General features: G+C 62.4%; 18 protein-coding genes. 9 read left to right on the forward strand and 9 right to left on the reverse strand.

Annotated elements, in window-relative coordinates; translation table 11 throughout:
- Positions 1 to 231 precede the first annotated feature (231 nt).
- The gene (locus tag ACO77H_RS24100; RefSeq protein WP_172312280.1) at positions 232 to 1,566 is read left to right on the forward strand and encodes an MFS transporter; all 1,335 of its coding nucleotides are present in this window, start codon (positions 232 to 234) and stop codon (positions 1,564 to 1,566) included.
- Position 1,567: 1 nt separating this feature from the next.
- Here ACO77H_RS24100 and ACO77H_RS24105 read toward each other — a convergent pair whose 3' ends face one another.
- Positions 1,568 to 2,446 (reverse strand): DMT family transporter, encoded by an 879-nt coding sequence (locus tag ACO77H_RS24105; protein ID WP_432754655.1) that lies wholly within the window; start codon positions 2,444 to 2,446, stop codon positions 1,568 to 1,570.
- A 195-nt stretch (positions 2,447 to 2,641) separates the two neighbouring features.
- On the opposite strand from ACO77H_RS24105, the gene ACO77H_RS24110 reads away from it, so the two are divergent.
- From ACO77H_RS24110 to ACO77H_RS24120, 3 genes are all read left to right on the forward strand, one after another.
- On the forward strand, positions 2,642 to 3,055 hold the full coding sequence (locus ACO77H_RS24110; protein ID WP_432754656.1) for a hypothetical protein: 414 nt from the start codon (positions 2,642 to 2,644) through the stop codon (positions 3,053 to 3,055).
- A 167-nt stretch (positions 3,056 to 3,222) separates the two neighbouring features.
- Positions 3,223 to 4,110: a KPN_02809 family neutral zinc metallopeptidase gene (ypfJ, locus tag ACO77H_RS24115; RefSeq protein WP_029292172.1), complete on the forward strand. Its 888-nt coding sequence runs from the start codon at positions 3,223 to 3,225 to the stop codon at positions 4,108 to 4,110.
- On the forward strand, positions 4,111 to 5,088 hold the full coding sequence (locus ACO77H_RS24120; protein WP_432754657.1) for an alpha/beta hydrolase: 978 nt from the start codon (positions 4,111 to 4,113) through the stop codon (positions 5,086 to 5,088). It abuts the gene before it with no gap.
- Between the two features lie 126 nt (positions 5,089 to 5,214).
- On the opposite strand, the gene ACO77H_RS24125 is transcribed toward ACO77H_RS24120, so the two are convergent.
- From ACO77H_RS24125 to ACO77H_RS24135, 3 genes are all read right to left on the reverse strand, one after another.
- Positions 5,215 to 5,802, reverse strand: a complete 588-nt coding sequence (locus ACO77H_RS24125) for an HAD family hydrolase (protein WP_169951136.1) — start codon at positions 5,800 to 5,802, stop codon at positions 5,215 to 5,217.
- The gene (gene tesB, locus ACO77H_RS24130) at positions 5,799 to 6,668 is read right to left on the reverse strand and encodes an acyl-CoA thioesterase II (protein ID WP_169951138.1); all 870 of its coding nucleotides are present in this window, start codon (positions 6,666 to 6,668) and stop codon (positions 5,799 to 5,801) included. The genes ACO77H_RS24125 and tesB overlap by 4 nt, the downstream gene beginning before the upstream one ends.
- A gap of 71 nt (positions 6,669 to 6,739) precedes the next feature.
- Positions 6,740 to 7,309, reverse strand: a complete 570-nt coding sequence (locus ACO77H_RS24135) for a GNAT family N-acetyltransferase (RefSeq protein ID WP_169951140.1) — start codon at positions 7,307 to 7,309, stop codon at positions 6,740 to 6,742.
- 75 nt (positions 7,310 to 7,384) lie between these two features.
- On the opposite strand from ACO77H_RS24135, the gene ACO77H_RS24140 reads away from it, so the two are divergent.
- A complete protein-coding gene (locus ACO77H_RS24140; protein ID WP_169951142.1) occupies positions 7,385 to 8,305 on the forward strand; it encodes a histone deacetylase family protein in 921 nt (306 codons plus the stop codon).
- 172 nt (positions 8,306 to 8,477) lie between these two features.
- A complete protein-coding gene (locus tag ACO77H_RS24145; protein ID WP_432754658.1) occupies positions 8,478 to 9,713 on the forward strand; it encodes a TIGR03862 family flavoprotein in 1,236 nt (411 codons plus the stop codon).
- 119 nt (positions 9,714 to 9,832) lie between these two features.
- Here the strand turns inward: ACO77H_RS24145 and ACO77H_RS24150 are convergent, their stop codons facing one another.
- Entirely contained in the window at positions 9,833 to 11,164 is a 1,332-nt protein-coding gene (locus tag ACO77H_RS24150; RefSeq protein WP_169951146.1) for a DEAD/DEAH box helicase, read from the reverse strand.
- 48 nt (positions 11,165 to 11,212) lie between these two features.
- Positions 11,213 to 12,109: a drug/metabolite exporter YedA gene (gene yedA, locus ACO77H_RS24155; RefSeq protein ID WP_170041683.1), complete on the reverse strand. Its 897-nt coding sequence runs from the start codon at positions 12,107 to 12,109 to the stop codon at positions 11,213 to 11,215.
- 159 nt (positions 12,110 to 12,268) lie between these two features.
- Here yedA and ACO77H_RS24160 point away from each other — a divergent pair, with 159 nt between their 5' ends.
- Positions 12,269 to 12,727 (forward strand): Lrp/AsnC family transcriptional regulator, encoded by a 459-nt coding sequence (locus ACO77H_RS24160; protein ID WP_169951152.1) that lies wholly within the window; start codon positions 12,269 to 12,271, stop codon positions 12,725 to 12,727.
- 64 nt (positions 12,728 to 12,791) lie between these two features.
- Here ACO77H_RS24160 and ACO77H_RS24165 read toward each other — a convergent pair whose 3' ends face one another.
- From ACO77H_RS24165 to ACO77H_RS24175, 3 genes are all read right to left on the reverse strand, one after another.
- On the reverse strand, positions 12,792 to 13,403 hold the full coding sequence (locus ACO77H_RS24165) for a 3'-5' exonuclease (protein ID WP_169951154.1): 612 nt from the start codon (positions 13,401 to 13,403) through the stop codon (positions 12,792 to 12,794).
- A gap of 25 nt (positions 13,404 to 13,428) precedes the next feature.
- The gene (locus ACO77H_RS24170) at positions 13,429 to 13,905 is read right to left on the reverse strand and encodes an NYN domain-containing protein (RefSeq protein ID WP_032861784.1); all 477 of its coding nucleotides are present in this window, start codon (positions 13,903 to 13,905) and stop codon (positions 13,429 to 13,431) included.
- A 118-nt stretch (positions 13,906 to 14,023) separates the two neighbouring features.
- A complete protein-coding gene (locus tag ACO77H_RS24175) occupies positions 14,024 to 14,716 on the reverse strand; it encodes a DUF2076 domain-containing protein (protein WP_432754659.1) in 693 nt (230 codons plus the stop codon).
- A gap of 169 nt (positions 14,717 to 14,885) precedes the next feature.
- Here ACO77H_RS24175 and ACO77H_RS24180 point away from each other — a divergent pair, with 169 nt between their 5' ends.
- Positions 14,886 to 15,548, forward strand: coding sequence for a YciC family protein (locus tag ACO77H_RS24180; RefSeq protein WP_170041681.1), 663 nt, complete (start codon positions 14,886 to 14,888; stop codon positions 15,546 to 15,548).
- A gap of 72 nt (positions 15,549 to 15,620) precedes the next feature.
- On the forward strand, positions 15,621 to 16,709 hold the full coding sequence (locus ACO77H_RS24185) for an endonuclease/exonuclease/phosphatase family protein (RefSeq protein WP_169951161.1): 1,089 nt from the start codon (positions 15,621 to 15,623) through the stop codon (positions 16,707 to 16,709).
- The last annotated feature ends 51 nt before the right edge of the window (positions 16,710 to 16,760 follow it).

Here is a 16,760-nt window from a genome sequence, read left to right on the forward strand (position 1 = left end):
CTGGTCTTGTTTGCGGCAAATTATTGGCCGCGCGCGATAAAGCAGCAATTTAAAATGTACCAACCGGTTAGTTTTATGGGCGATTATCGAACACAATGGCGATTGGCGAATTGACGATTTTTTAGCCACTGCGCACCATCGATTGCGCATCCAGGGCCGTTTTCTCAAGGCGCCTACCTGTGATCAAGACCCAGAACACACCATAAAAATTTCAAAAAACGGGTACCTCTCATGCCTTCGCAAAATTCCGCCGTGGCCCCGCGCCCCGGCAACCCGCAAGCGGCCATTGGCGACAAGATTCGCGGCGCCCTCGCCGTTGGCAAAACCCGCTGGGGCATGCTGGCCCTGGTGTTTTTCGCCACCACCCTGAACTACATCGACCGCGCCGCCCTGGGCGTGATGCAACCGATCCTGGCCAAGGAGATGAGCTGGACGGCGATGGACTACGCCAACATCAACTTCTGGTTCCAGGTCGGCTACGCCATTGGTTTTGTGTTGCAAGGCCGGTTGATCGATCGGGTCGGCGTCAAGCGCGTGTTCTTCTGCGCAGTGCTGTTGTGGAGCATCGCCACCGGCGCCCACGGCCTGGCGACCTCGGCGGTAGGCTTTATGGTCTGCCGCTTTATCCTCGGCCTGACCGAAGCGGCCAACTACCCCGCTTGCGTCAAGACCACCCGCCTGTGGTTCCCCGCCGGCGAGCGAGCAGTGGCTACCGGGATCTTCAACGCCGGCACCAACGTCGGCGCCATGCTCACGCCAATGTTGCTGCCGCTGGTGCTGCATGTGTGGGGCTGGCAGGCCGCCTTTTTGTGCATGGCGGCACTGGGTGGGATCTGGCTGGTGTTCTGGGGCCTGAAGTACTACAACCCGGAAGACCATCCGAGCGTAAAACAGTCAGAACTGGACTACGTGCAACAGGAAATCGAGCCGGAACAGCCCCGCGTGCCTTTCAGCCGCATCCTGCGCATGCGCGGCACCTGGGCCTTCGCTATTGCCTATGCCCTGACCGCCCCGGTGTTCTGGTTCTACCTGTACTGGCTGCCGCCGTTCCTCAACCAGCAATACAACCTGGGGATCAACGTGACGCAGATGGGTATCCCGCTGATCATCATTTACCTGACGGCGGACTTCGGCAGTGTGGGCGGCGGGATTCTGTCCTCGTTCCTGATCGGGCGCGGCATGCAGCCGATCAAGGCGCGCTTGCTGTCGATGCTGCTGTTTGCCTGCTGCATCGTCGGCGTGATCATGGCCGCAGGTTCCAGCCAGCTGTGGGTCGCGGTGTTTGCCATCTCCCTGGCCATCGGCGCGCACCAGGCCTGGACTGCCAACATCTGGAGCCTGGTGATGGACTACACGCCCAAGCACATGATGAGCACGGTGTTTGGCTTTGGCGGGATGTGCGCGGCTATCGGCGGGATGTTCATGACGCAGATCGTCGGCCATATCCTGACCGTGACCCATAACAACTACACCGTGCTGTTCACCCTGATCCCGGCGATGTACTTCATCGCCCTGACCTGGATGTACTTCATGGCGCCGCGCAAGATCCCCACCGTCGCGGTGTGACTCAACGCCGCCGCTGCTGCCAGGCAGCGGCCAAGCCACTCAGGCAGATCACCCCGATCCCGACCACCGTGGTCAGGTCCGGGGTGTGATTGAACACCAGCCAGCCCAACAACCCCGCAAACACGATCTGGCAATAGCCAAACGGTGCCAGCAAGGCCGGCGCGGCAAAGCGGAAGGCCTGGGTCAGCATCAAGTGCGCGGTCATCCCGCAGGTGCCCAGCGCCAGCATCAGCAGGCCGTGGCCCAGGCTCGGCACCTGCCAGAAAAACGGCACCAGTGCGCTCATCACCAGGGTGTTGCACAGGCCGGCGAAGAAGTTGCTGGTGGTCGGGCTGTCGTACTGGCTGAGGATGCGGGTCAGCAGTTGGTAGAAGCAGAAGAACAACGCCGAGACCAATGGCAACAACACCGCCGGGGTGAACAACTCACCGCCCGGGTGCACGATGATGATCACCCCGACAAACCCGCAGATCACCGCCAGCCACTGGCCACGCGTTACATGCTCGCCCAGCAGCGGCACCGACAGGGCCGTCACCAGGATCGGCGCGAGGAAGTTCACCGCCGTGGCCTCCGCCAGCGGGATGTAATGCAGGGCTGCGGTGAAAAACAGGCTGGTACCCAACAGGCACAAGGCCCTGGCCACCTGCAACAACGGGCGCTTGCTGCGCAGCACACGCAGGCCCGATTGCGGCAGGAAAATCCCCGCCATCAGCAGCGTATGCACCATGTAGCGGGCCCACACCACCATCACGATCGGATAGAAGCCGGCGAGGTATTTGGACAAGGCGTCGTGGCTGGAAAACAAAAACGTCGCCAGCACAATCAGCACGATGCCCTTGAAGGGATGGTTGACGCCGGAAAGAGGGGTGCTGAGGGTCATTGAATTCTCGTGCGTGACAGGCTGAAATGACCGCCGCAAGCAGTGGCACTCAACGCGCTAATCTAGAGCGGGTGGTGCATCGGTCTCAAGAGCATAACCAAACAGCGGGCGATCAGCGCACTAATTCGCCCAAACCCAGTCCAACGCTGCACGCCAGCCTGCCATTGCAGGCTTTTTAACCAAGGCCAATCCCCGATGAAAAAAAACCTGTTGCTCCTTTCGACCCTCGCCCTGCTCAACGCCTGCGATAAAGCCCCCGAGGCCCCGAAGCCCGCACCGCCATCGGTCCAGGCGACCCTGGTGCCGCAAACCCCGCCCACCGACAAATGGGTCGGCAAGTGGATCGGCGTCGAAGGCCTGCACCTGACCGTCAGCAAGGACGACAGCATCGGTCGCGGGCATTACCTGCTGAGCATGCAGTACGGCCTGGATGCCGACGCCTCCGGCACGTTTAAAGGTGAGGCCAGCGAAGACGGCATCACCTTCAACCGGCCGGACGGCCCGCAGATGCTGCGTGCCGGCGACGGCGCAGCCACTGGCTTGAAATGGCTGGCAGATAAAAAAGATTGCCTGGTGGTCAATACGGGCGAAGGGTATTGCCGCGAATAACGGCCATACTCAATCACAACCCCCACTGTAGGAGCCGGCTTGCCGGCGATAGCGGCCGATTTAGCGCGCGGGGCGTCAGGTAGCCAACATCATCGTTGACGACCATCGCCGGCAAGCCGGCTCCTATAAAAACGCGGTGCAAACAGGTACATCAAGAGGATTGCCCCATGCTATGGAAAAAGGGTCGACGCAGCGACAACGTGGTCGACGCGCGCAATGACGGCGGCGGTGGCGGCGGCATGCGCTTTGGCGGCGGTAAGGGCCTGAGCCTGACCGCCATCGTACTGATCGTCGGCATCGGCCTACTCACCGGCCAGGACCCGATGCAGATCCTCGGGCAACTGAGCGGCCAGATGACCGAGCAGGCCCCTTCGGTCAGCCCGCAAACACGCCAGGCACCGCCCGCCAATGATGAGCAGGCAGACTTCGTACGCGCCGTGCTGGGCGACACCGAAGACACCTGGGGCCAGGTGTTCCAGGAAAACGGCCTGGCCTACAAGAATCCCAAGTTGATCCTGTTCCGTGGCCGGGTGAATTCCGCCTGCGGTGGCGCGACCTCCGCCAGCGGCCCGTTCTACTGCCCGGCCGACCAGCAGGTCTACCTGGACCTGGATTTCTTCCGGGAAATGTCCCAACGCTTCCAGGCGGCTGGCGACTTTGCCCAGGCCTATGTGATTGCCCACGAAGTCGGCCACCACGTGCAGACCCTGCTGGGGATTTCGTCGAAGATCCAGGTCGCGCGCCAGCAAGGCCGGCAGATGCAAGGCGATGGCGGCCTGCTGGTGCGCCAGGAACTACAGGCCGACTGCTTCGCCGGAGTCTGGGCCAACCGCGCGCAAAAGCGCCTGAACTGGCTGGAACCGGGCGACATCGAAGAAGCACTGAACGCCGCCAACGCCATCGGCGATGACCGCCTGCAGCAACAGGGCCAGGGCCGCGTGGTACCCGACTCGTTCACCCATGGCACCTCGCAGCAGCGGGTCCGCTGGTTCAAGACTGGCTTTGCCCAGGGCCAGATCAGCCAATGCGATACGTTTTCGGCCAAGAGTCTTTAAATGAACAGACGATCCGCATGGCTGCTGGGCTTGATGGTCACCTGCTCTGCCACCACCTTCGCCGCCGGGCAGGCGGTCAAGGTGGTCAGCCCCGAACGTTTCACCCTGCAAGCCGGCGACCTGAGCCTGGGCCTGAGCCAGGACTGGGGCCAGCCGCTGCCGCAAGTAACCCGCGCGCTGATCATCGTGCATGGCCGGCTGCGCAACGCCCAGACCTACCTCAAAAGCGCCGAAGACGCAGCGGCCCATGCCGGGCAAAGTGCCAATACCCTGGTAATCGCGCCACAGTTTCTCAACGCGGCCGATATCCAGCGCCATCACCTGGGCGATAGTGTGCTGCGCTGGCATGGCAATGGGTGGATGGCTGGCGAGGCGTCAATCGGCCATGGCCAGATCAGTTCCTACGGCGCCCTGGACCAGATCATCAAGCACTTGGGCAACCGCAAGCTGTTCCCGGCCCTCAAGGAAATAGTGGTCGCCGGGCATTCCGGTGGCGGGCAGGTGGTGCAGCGCTTTGCCCTGACCGGCCATGACCACCCGGCGCTGCAAGCGGCGGGGATCAGCCTGCGCTATGTGATCGCCAACCCGTCGTCCTACGCCTACTTCAGCCCGCAACGCCCGGTGCAGTTTGCCCCGGCCAGTTGCCCGGACTTCAATGACTGGAAGTACGGCATGCAAAAGCTGCCGGCCTACGCCAATGGCCAAAGCCCCCAGCAACTGGAAAAAGCCTACGTCACGCGCGATATCACTTACCTGCTGGGCCAGCAGGATACCGACCCCAACCACCCGGCCCTGGACAAGAGCTGCGCGGCCGAGACCCAGGGGGCTTATCGGCTGATTCGTGGGCACAACTATTTTGACTACCTCAAGCTGCGGCATCCGCAGTTGAGCCAGAGGTTGGTTGAAGTGCCAGGGGTTGGGCATGACGGCGACAAGATGTTCACCTCGCCCGAGGGGCAGAAGGCCGTGTTCCACTGATCCCCCTAATCAAAAATGTAAGAGCTGGCTTGCCTGCGATAGCGACGGATCAGTCAACATCTGTATTGGCTGACCCGCCGTTATCGCTGGCAAGCCAGCTCCTACCGGTGATTTGTGGGGGGTTGGCTAGATCATCTGGCGCAATGCCGCGCAGTCCTTGGCATGCCAATCGGCCAATTCCGGCCATGGGTTTTCGGGAACGTTGACCAACACCGTCTGCGCCCCCGCCGCCCGCCCGCAATCCAGGTCAAAGCGATAGTCCCCCACCATCACCATCTCGGCGGGCGCCACCTCCCAGGCCTGGGCCAGCTTCAACAGGCCACCGGGATCCGGCTTGGGCGGTGCGTCGTCGCGGCCCAACACATCTTCCACGGCAAAACAGTCCGCCAGGCCGATGGCTTTCAAGGTGATGTGCGCCAGTTCCTGGGCGTTGCGCGTCAGGATCCCCAGGCGACAGCCCCGTGCCGCCAGGTCGCGCACCAACTCCACCGCGCCTGTGGCCGCTACCGAGCCCAGCGCCAGTTCGCGCTCATGCTCCAGCAACCAGGCATGTTTGGCCGCCGCCTCAGCCGCCGGCAATGCTGCCAGGTGGGTGAGGATGTCATCGGCAGGCGCAATATCCAGGGCCACGCGGATCGCCGCAAAGTCATGCACGGCCACGGTCAGGGTGCCGTCCATATCAAACACCCAGTGCTTAACGTGCGCCAGGCTCATGCCCAATCCTTGCGATGGCGGATCAAGCCCTCCTGGGTCACCGAGGCCACCAGTTGGCCGGCGCGGTTGTACACGCTGCCACGGGAGAACCCACGGGAATTGCCGGCCCACGGGCTGTCCATGGCGTACAGCAACCAGTCATCGGCCCGCAGGTCGGCGTGGAACCACAAGGCGTGGTCAAGGCTGGCCACTTGCATGTCCTTCTGCCACACGGTCTTGCCATGGGGCAGCAGCGAGGTGGTCAGCAGGCCGAAGTCCGAGGCGTAGGCCAGCAGGTATTTATGCAGCGCGGGCGCATCGGCCAGGGCGCCATCGGCGCGGAACCACACATACTTGACCGGATCGGACGGCTGCGGGTTGTACGGGTCTTTTTCGGTCACCGGGCGCACTTCGATCGGCTTGGGGCACAGCAGTTTTTCGCGCATGGCCTCGGGGATCAGGTGCGCCCGCTGCTGGGTCAGCTCCAGCTCCGATGGCAGGTTCTCGGGGCCCACCACCACCGGCATGGTGGTCTGGTGCTCAAAGCCTTCTTCGTCGTACTGGAACGAGGCGCTACAGGTGAAGATCGGGTTGCCCTTCTGGATCGCCGTCACCCGGCGCGTGCTGAAGCTGCCACCGTCGCGTACCCGGTCCACTTGATAGACCACCGGCAGCCCGGCATCCCCAGGGCGCAGGAAATAGCCGTGCAACGAATGCACATGCCGCGCTTCTTCGACGGTCTGGCTGGCTGCCGACAGCGACTGGCCCAATACCTGGCCGCCGAACAGTTGGCGAAAGCCCAAGTCCTGGCTGCGGCCGCGAAAGAGGTTTTCTTCAATCGGTTCCAGGGTCAGCAAGTCGACCAGATCTTCCAACACTTGGCTCATTCAAATTCTCCTCACACAGGGCAAAACCGCGCAGTCTTGGCTGCGGCGGGTAATAACATCGGGCGGCCTGCCTATCCGTGCAGCGTATCCAACCATTGGGCGCGGGTGATGCGGTACAGCACATGATGGCGCAGCGGATCATCCGCCGCGAGCCTTGGGTGCTGAAAATCTGCCGCCGGATCGTAATGCATGCCGATGGCCTGCATGACTTTCTGCGACGCCAGGTTGGCCTCGGTGGTGAACGCCACGATCTCCTCCAACTGCAAACGGTCAAACCCACAACGCAGTGCAGTCCAGGCCGCCTCACTGGCAAAACCCAGGCCCCAGTGCTCGCGGGCCAGGCGCCAGCCAATCTCGACCGCCGGGGTAAAACCGGCTTCAAAGCCGACATTCATCAAGCCCGTCAGGCCGATAAACTCGCCGCTGTCCTTGCGCTCCAGGGCCCACAGGCCAAACCCATACTCGGCAAAATGACCACGTATTCGCCCGATCAATGCCGCGCTTTCCAGGCGGTCCAGGGGGGCCGGGAAATAGCGCATCACCTGCGGGTCGGCGCACATCCGGGCAAACGCCGGCAAATCGCTGTCGCGCCATTGGCGCAGCACCAGGCGCGCGCTTTCCAACTCCAGTATCGGCTCCATCGTTCCCCTCCCTTGCCATGTGCGTGAGTGTACAGCGCTGTTAAGATCCTTCGCTGGTTCCTGTCAGAAATTGCCATGCCTTTGCCACTGATCTACCACGACGACTACAGCCCCGAGTTCCCGGCGGATCATCGCTTCCCCATGGACAAGTTCCGACTGCTGCGCGATCACCTGGTCGACAGCGGCCTGACCCAGGACAGCCAACTGCTGCGCCCCCAGTTGTGCCCGGCCGAAGTACTCGCCCTGGCCCATGACCCTGGCTATATCGAACGCTACATGAGCGGTGAGTTGTCCCGCGAAGACCAACGGCGCCTGGGCCTGCCCTGGAGCGAAGCCCTGGCCCGACGCACCGTGCGCGCGGTCGGCGGTTCGCTACTGGCGGCCGAACAGGCCCTGGAACACGGCCTGGCCTGCCACTTGGCAGGGGGCACCCACCACGCCCATTACGATTACCCGGCGGGCTTTTGTATCTTCAATGACCTGGCCGTGATCAGCCATTTCCTACTGGCCAGCGGCCGAGTCAACCGGGTACTGATCTTCGACTGCGACGTGCATCAGGGTGATGGCACCGCGCGCATCCTCCACGACACGCCGGATGCCATTACCGTGTCCCTGCACTGCGAAAAGAACTTCCCGGCGCGCAAGGCCACCAGCGACTGGGACATCCCCCTGCCCATGGGCATGGGCGACGCTGACTACCTCACGGTGGTGGACGATGCCCTCAACTACCTGCTGCCTTTGTATCAGCCCGACCTGGTGCTGTATGACGCGGGCGTGGATGTGCACAAGGACGACGCCCTCGGCTACCTCAAGCTGACAGACGCCGGCGTCGCCGCCCGTGACGAAAGCGTGATGCGCCATTGCCTGGGCCGCGACATCCCAGTGGTGGGCGTGATCGGTGGCGGCTACAGCAAGGACCGCCACGCCCTGGCCCGCCGCCACGGCATCCTGCACCACAGTGCACAGCGGGTGTGGACGTCATCAGGTTGTCATTGAAACGTGGGCGTTACCCACAATGCCTGTGGAACGGCCTGTGGATAACTTGAGCGTAACCGCCTGTAAGCCAGGCGTCGCATAGCTTGTAGGAAGGTGTACGTTTTTTGATCAGGCAGTTTGGCGGTCCTCGGGTAGAATGCTCGCCCTACTTCGCCGAACCGCAGTCACCCCCATGCCCCAGATCCCAGCCCAACCTTTTCACGTCACGATCATCGGCGGCGGCCCCGCCGGGCTGATGGCCGCCGAAGTCCTGAGCCAGGCCGGGGTTGGGGTGCAACTGTATGACGGCATGCCATCGGTGGGGCGCAAGTTCCTGCTGGCAGGCGTGGGTGGCATGAACATCACCCACTCTGAAGCCTACCCGGCATTTCTCTCACGCTACGCTGAACGTGCGTCGGACATTGCCCCCTTGCTGCGCCAATTCGGTGCCGAGGCGTTGTGCGAATGGATCCATGGCTTGGGCATTGAAACCTTTGTCGGCAGCTCTGGCCGGGTATTCCCTACCGATATGAAAGCCGCACCGCTGCTACGGGCCTGGCTCAAGCGCCTGCGCGACGAGGGGGTAGTTATCCACACCCGCCATCGCTGGCTGGGCTGGAGTGCCGACGGCGGCTTAATTATCCACAGCCCGGAGGGCGAAAAAACTGTCCACAGCGATGCCGTGCTACTGGCCCTCGGCGGCGGCAGCTGGTCGCGCCTGGGTTCGGACGGTGCCTGGCTCAAGTTGCTGGAAGACCAAGGCGTGCCCTACGCCCCGCTGCAGCCGAGTAATTGCGGCTTCGAGGTGTCAGCCTGGAGCGAATTGATGGTGAGCAAATTCGCCGGCGCGCCGTTGAAAAACGTCGCCATTGGCCTTGCGGATGACAAGCCTCGGTGGGGTGAATGCGTGATCACCGCCACGGGTATCGAAGGCAGTTTGATCTACGCCCTGTCGGCACCGATTCGCGAAGGGATCAACCGCGAAGGCTTAGCCACCGTGCATATCGACCTGCTGCCGGGCAAGCCGCTGGATAAGGTGCAGGCGGCACTGGCCAAGCCTCGCGGCTCACGTTCGATGAGCAAGCATTTGCACAGCCAGTTGGGCCTGGATGGGGTAAAGGCCGCGCTGTTGCGCGAGTTGGCGCCCGCCGAACACTTCAACGACCCGCAGCAATTGGCCGGCGATATCAAGGCTCTGCCGTTGACCCTGGTGAAAACCCGGCCAATGGACGAAGCCATCAGCACCGCAGGCGGCGTGCCGTTTGAAGCTTTGGATGAGCGTTTGATGCTCAAGCAATTGCCGGGGGTGTTTTGTGCCGGCGAGATGCTGGACTGGGAGGCGCCGACGGGCGGATATCTGCTGACGGGGTGTTTTGCCAGCGGGCGGGCGGCGGGGCGGGGCATGCTGGAGTGGCTCCAGCGCCGATAGTTGCGGTGAGTTCCAGTCCGCCATCGCAGGCAAGCCAGCGCCCACATTTGAACGTATTCACAGATCAAAATGTAGGAGCTGGCTTGCCTGCGATGAGGCCCTGACAGGCGCCAAAGAAGTTACTTCTTCTTACGCGGCCCGGTATTAAACACAGGCACCTTGCGCACCGGCTTGATCGATGGCTCTGCCGCAACGTCACCGCTCTCCACCCACTTGCCCAGGTTGCGCTTGCCGCCACCACCGGAGGTCTTGGGCTTCTTCGGTTTTTTCGGCTTCTTCACCACCTGGCCGCTGGCGTCGGTGTCCGGCACTCGGTGTTCCGGTTCGAAGTCCTGCTCCATTTTGCGGGTCAGGGTCTGGCGGGTCAGCATCTCGATGGCCGAGAGCATGTTCACTTCATCGGCACATACCAGGGAAATCGCCTCGCCGGTGTTGCCGGCCCGGCCAGTGCGGCCGATACGGTGGATGTAATCCTCGGCAACGATCGGCAGGTCAAAGTTGACCACCATCGGCAAATCTTCGATATCCAGGCCACGAGCTGCCACATCGGTGGCCACCAGGATCTGCACATCGCTGGCCTTGAAGCGATCCAGCGCACGTTGGCGCGTGGCTTGTGGCTTGTCGCCGTGAATGCCGTCGGCATTGATCCCCAAGCCTTGTAGCTTATCTACCAGCGCATCCACGCCATTGCGGGTCTTGGCAAACACCAGCACCTGTTTCCATTTGCCTTTGCGCATCAGGTGCACAAACAACTCGGCCTTGCGCTTCTTGTCCACCGGCACCACCCACTGCTTGACAGTGTTGGCGGCGACGTTGCGCGGGCTGACTTCGATGCTCAACGGGTCATTGAGCATCTGCCCGGCCAGCAGGCGGATATCATCGGAAAAGGTCGCGGAAAACAGCAGGGTCTGACGCTTTTTCGGCAGCATGCGGTAAATATTCGCCAGCTCTTCGGAGAAGCCCAGGTCGAGCATGCGGTCGGCTTCATCCAGCACCAGGGTTTGCAGCTGATTGAGTTTCAGCGCGTTCTGGCGGAACAGGTCGATCAGCCGGCCAGGCGTGGCCACCAGCACATCGACACCCTTGCGCAGCTTCATCATCTGCGGGTTGATGCTGACGCCGCCATACACCGCGTAAGTGGTCAGGGGCAGGTGTTCAGCGTACTGGGCAACACTGGCGTGAACCTGCTCGGCCAGCTCGCGGGTTGGGCACAGGATCAGCGCGCGCACCGAGTTGGCGGTGACTTTTGGCCCTTCCAGGGTCAGCAGTTGCAGGAGCGGCACGGCGAAACCGGCGGTCTTGCCGGTGCCGGTCTGGGCCGCAGCCATCAGGTCGCGACCGGCCAGCACCGCCGGAATGGCTTGCGCCTGCACCGGCGTCGGGGTCTGGTAGCCAAGCGCCTCGAGGGCGCGCAGCAAGGGTTCGATCAGGCCAAGTGTGGCGAAAGTCATGTGTTTACCGTAGGAAAAATTCAGCGCAAGGGCGTAATGCGCGGCAGTTTACCTTATTTCCGGCTTCGGCTTGCGCCACTGGGGTAGGCTGATCAGCAACACGGCGCTGATAATCACCAGCATCGCCAGGGCTTCTTCCAGGCCGATGGTCTCGCCCACGAACACAATCCCCAGCAACACCGCCACTGCCGGGTTGACGTAGGCATAGCTGGTGGCCGCTGCCGGACGCACGTGCTTGAGCAAGTACATATAAGCGTTGAAGGCGATGATCGAGCCAAATACGGTCAGGTAAGCCAGGGCCAGCCAGCCTTCCACCGGGGGCATCGCGTCAAGGTGCTCACCCTTGAGCGCGCTGCCGATCAACAGCACCACGCCCGCGATCAGCATTTCTGCGGCGCTGGCCATGGCGCCCTGCGGCAACGGCAAGTGCCGGCTCCATACCGAACCAAAAGCCCAGGAAGCGGCGGCGAACAACAGCAAACCAGCGCCCAGCGGGCTCGATTGCAGGTTGGAGCCCATATTGAGCATGGCGATGCCGATCATTCCCAGAATCACCCCGGCCCACTCCAGACGGGTATTACGCGCGCCCCAGAAATATCCACAGAGCAAGGTGAACAACGGCACCGTCGCCACCGCCAGCGCGGCGACACCGGAGGTCACGCCGGTGTGTTCAGCCACACTCACCGCGCCGTTACCGAAGGTCAGCAGCAAGATGCCGATCATGCCCGCGGCTTTCCACTGCGCCCAGGTCGGCGCCGGCACCCCGCGCCAGCGCAAGTAGCCATACATCAGCGCCCCCGCCGTACAAAAGCGAATCCCCGCCAGCATCAGCGGCGGCCAGTACTCCACGCCAATGCGGATCACCAGGTAGGTGGAACCCCAGATCACATACAACGCAAAAAAAGCGGCGATCAACGGTAAGGGAAAACGACGTGGGCCAGGCATGGGCAGCTCTGCGGCAGGACAAGGGATCGCTATTTTAGGAATCCACGCCCGTAAACATAAGTTACAAAACCTGTTTAAAGCGCCCATACACTTTTCAAATCATGGTTATCAGGGCTATAAGCCTTGTATTCGAAAGCCCCCTATTGCCAGAGCCTTATCATGGACAAGTACGACCGCATGCTCCTCAGCGCCCTGCTGGAGGATGGCCGCGCTACCTACGCGCAATTGGCCCGCACCGTAAACCTCTCCGCCCCCGCCGTGGCCGAGCGCGTGGCCAAGCTGGAAGCCAGCGGCGTGATCACCGGCTACCAGGCCAAAGTGGACCTGTCCAAGATCGGCTTGCCGATCCAGTGCACGATCGAACTGCGCTTGACCAACAACGGCAGCCAGAAGGTGTACGACGCACTGGCAGAAATCCCCGAGCTGACCGAATGCCACCGAGTCACCGGGGACCCATGCGTGATCATGCAGGCGGCGGTGGGCTCGATGCCGGAACTGGAAAACCTGATCAACCGGGTGGCGAAGTTCGGCTTCAGCAAGACCTCGATCATCTTGTCGAGCGCCATAGCGCGGCGGGTGCCGCTGGGGCATTTGGAGGGGAAGAATGGCGGTGCCTGAGCGGGCGCCATCGCGGGCAAGCCCGGCTCCCACAGCGTGATCTTGGTTGTTCTCAGGATTGGGATCAGAACCCGCGATGTTTCTTCAGATGATCAGTGATCTTCGCCGCCGGTACTTTCTGCAAGCTGCACAGCAGATCATGGGACAGCTCGCGCAAGCCGTGGGTGCGGCGTAGTTCCTGGGCCAGGTGGGCGGTGAGGTTGGCCGCCATTTCCGCATCCGCCATCGCCCGGTGAGCCTTGCCGGTGTGGGGCAGTTGCGCGTAGGACGTCAGGGTGCCGAGTTTGTGGTTGGGCGCCGTGGGCATCAGCCGGCGGGCCAGGAGCAACGAGCAGGCGAATTTTTGCAGGCGGGTGCGGCGGATCAGGCCCAGTTCGAAGTCCCAGAACTTCTGGTCGAACGCGGCGTTGTGCGCCAACAGCGGTGTAGTGCCGACGAATTCATTGACCTCGTTCATCACCCGCTCGGCCGGCGGTGCGCTGCGCAGCATGGCGTTGCTGATGCCGGTCAGTTGCTCGATAAACCCCGGCACGCGTACGCCGGCGTTCATCAGGCTTTGGTAGCGGTCCACGATCTGGCCCTGCTCCAGGATGACCACGGCGATTTCCGTGGCCCGGCAACTGCTGCTCGGCGAGATGCCGGTGGTTTCAAAGTCGATGACCGCTATCCGTTCCAAACCTGTTCCAACCCCATCTGAAAATCTATTTGAGCAACAACGCGCCTTCGATAGGCACGTAGCGGCTGGCCGCGCGAATCAACGAGTTGGCCGTCAGCCCCGGCACGCCGTAGGCCACGGCTTCGACGCCATGCTTGTGGATGATGCGATCGAGCAACATGTCGAAGTCTCCATCCCCCGAGGCCAGCACCACTTCGTCGACATGGGCGGCGGCGTCCATGATGTCGATGGTGATGCCCACGTCCCAGTCGCCCTTGGCCGAGCCGTCGCTGCGCTGGATGTACGGCTTGAGCTTCACGGTAAAGCCCAGGTTGCGCAGGATCTGCTGGAATTGCTGCTGCTTGCTGTCGCCACGGTCGATGGCATAGGCATACGCTTCGACGATCTGCCCGCGCTGGCTGATATCAGCCCACAGGGCGGCGTAGTTGAAGTGGCAGCCGTAGGCCTGGCGCACGGTGTAGTAGAGGTTCTGGACATCGGCGAACACTGCTATTTTTTTCACCGCATATCCTCATGGCACGGGGACGTGATGGCCCGCAAAGGCCCTCAGTATGCCAGTCAAGAGGAGGTTTCCGAGAAAAATCAGACCGGGGCGACAGCGCGCCCCGGTTCAGTGTGTGTCAGACGAAGGAGTCGTCGTCGCCAAGGAAGGAGGAATCGTCGTCATAACCACTGTCGGCGTAGGTGTCCGCGCTGTCATTGCCCCAGCCGCTGTTGTCACTGGCAGGCGCCGGCTCTTCGCGGATGATCTCTTCCACTACCTGCGGTTGCTGGTTGTGGCTGAACAGGCTGCTGATGCCTTGGGCCAGCATCACACCACCGGCCACGCCGGCTGCGGTTTTCAGGGCGCCGCCAAGAAAGCCACCACCTGCGGGGGCCGCCTGCTGGGGTTGCTGATAGTTCTGTTGCGGCGCAGGCGCGCTGTTGAAACCCGGCCGGGTCGGCTCGCGCCAACCACCCGCGTTCGATGCCGGCGCGCTGGTCGCAGGCTGCGGCTCGCGTGAGCTGGCGCCAAAGATGCTCGACAGGAACCCACCACCGCTGGTGGCCGGCGGCGTTGTTCTGGCCCGTTGTAGTTCATCCTGCAATTGCTGGATCTGCTGCGCCTGCTGCTTGTTCTGCGCATCCAGGCTCTTGATCGCGGCTTCCTGCACCAGAATCGCCTGGGTCATGAAATACCCGGCGGCCGGTTGGCGAGTGATGTGCTCCTTGATCCGCGCTTCTGCCTGGGCGTCGCGGGGGGCTGAGTCCGTTTCGGCTTGCTGCAACCGTGAAAACAGTCCATCGATCAGGGTTTGCTCTTCGCTGTTCATGGCGACCTCGTTAGATTGCCGGTAAAAATCTGCGTCCCGCCCGCATTGAGCAAGGTACGCCACCAGTAATGGGGCTGGCCTGCGGTGTTTCAATGATCTTTACCCAAGGTTTACGTTTGTCGGTGATCGGTTAAAGTGTCCGCTGCTTTTTTGGCCTGTGATGACTTTGATGAATCCGTTGACCGTTCTGCGCGACTCTTTCTACTTTTTCCAGCGCAACCTGGGCGCCATCGTACAGTTGTGCCTGCCTTTGGTGATCCTGGAAGCCGTGCTGCAACAAGTGCTCGATCGCACCCTGGGCCCGCAGGCGTTTACCGGCTACAGCATGATCGTCGGCCTGCTGGTGTACCCGCTGTACACCGCCGCCCTGATCCTGTTCCTCGACGCCCGCAGCCGTGGCGAGTCGCCGCGCACCGCCGACGTGCTGGCCATGGCGCTGACCCTGTGGCCCCGCTATGCGCTGCTGACCGCCATGAGCACCCTGCTGATCCTGCTCGGGCTGTCGCTGTATTTCCTGCCGGGGCTGTGGCTGATGGTCACCCTGGCCTTCGCCGAATACCTGCTGGTACTGCGTGGTATGACGGCGCTGGCGGCGATGAAGGAAAGTTTTCGCCTGACCCGAGGGCATTTCCTGCGCATCCTGGTCTGCCTGTTGTGCGTGATGACCCCGCTGTGGCTGCTCAAGGGCGCCAGCGTCGCGGCCTGGCCCGACCCGCAGAACCCGTTGCTGGCGGTGCTGATCGACAGTGCCCACAGCTTCCTGCAGCTGTTTACCAGCGTGGTGCTGTTCCGCCTGTTCATGCTGATCGCCGGTGATGCCGACGCCCGCTAACATGGTCCTTGGGCTCCCGGCCACCGGTCGGGTATGCTCGGGGCCTGTTCAGCAGCGCCATAAGGCGAGCCGATGACCCGTTTACTGCGTACCACCCTGGTGGGCCTGCTGATCCTCGCAGGCTTGCTGACCGCCCTAGTCTACAGCCTGACCTGGCGCCCCGCCGAAAAAGAGACCTTGCCCGTAAGCTGTGTCGCCCCGCGTGCGCCGACGCTGCTGCCCGGCCAGGCGCTCAAGGTGATGACCTGGAACGTGCAATACCTGGCCGGCAAAAACTACGTGTTCTGGTACGACACCCCCGACGGCAGCGGCCCGGACGAGCGCCCCACTATCGAAGACATGGCCTCCAGCCTGGACGAAGTGGCGCGGGTGATCCGCGACGAACAGCCAGACGTGCTGTTGCTGCAGGAACTGGACGAAGGCGCCAAGCCGTCCCATTACCAGGATCAACTGGCGCTGCTCCAGGAGCGCCTGGTGGACCTCTATCCGTGCAGCGTCCAGGCCTTCGACTGGAAAGCCGACTTTGTGCCCGACTGGCATATATTCGGCAGTGTTGGCCGCAAGCTGGTGACCCTGAGCCGCTACCAGATCGAACATGCCGAGCGCCTGCAACTGCCGGTGGCCCCGGCCAACCTGATCAGCCGTCAGTTCCAGCCCAAGCCTGCGTTGCTGCTCAGCTACCTGCCGTTGAGCGACGGCGGCCAACTGGCGGTGCTCAACACTCGCCTGGACAACGCCGCACCCGGCCACAGCGCGGTGCGCGAGCAGGTGCAGGCGACCATCAAGCTGCTGGATAAATTCGAAAGCCGGGGCACGCCGTGGCTGATTGGCGGGGATTTCAACCTGCTGCCGCTGGGGCAATTCCTACGCCTGGACGCCGGCAGACGCGGGCAGTATTCGCCGGACAGTGAACTGCATCTGCTGTGGGACAAATATCCGATGGTCCCCAGCAACAGCCAATCCAGCGGGATTGACCGGGCGCAGTGGCTGACCCACTTCCCCAACGACCCGGGCCTCGATGGGCCGGATCGCACGGTGGATTATCTGTTCTATAGCCCTAGGCTGAAGAAGGTTGAAGCGCGGGTGAGGCAGGACGATACGTTGCGTATTTCCAATCACCTGCCGGTGATTGCGCGGTTCCTGCTGCCCGCTGCGCAATAGCCCACAGCACACAACCCGATGTGGAATAGGGTTTGTGTAGGAGCTGGCTTG

The organism is Pseudomonas sp. WMBT8 (assembly GCF_050916005.1).
Lineage (GTDB): Bacteria > Pseudomonadota > Gammaproteobacteria > Pseudomonadales > Pseudomonadaceae > Aquipseudomonas.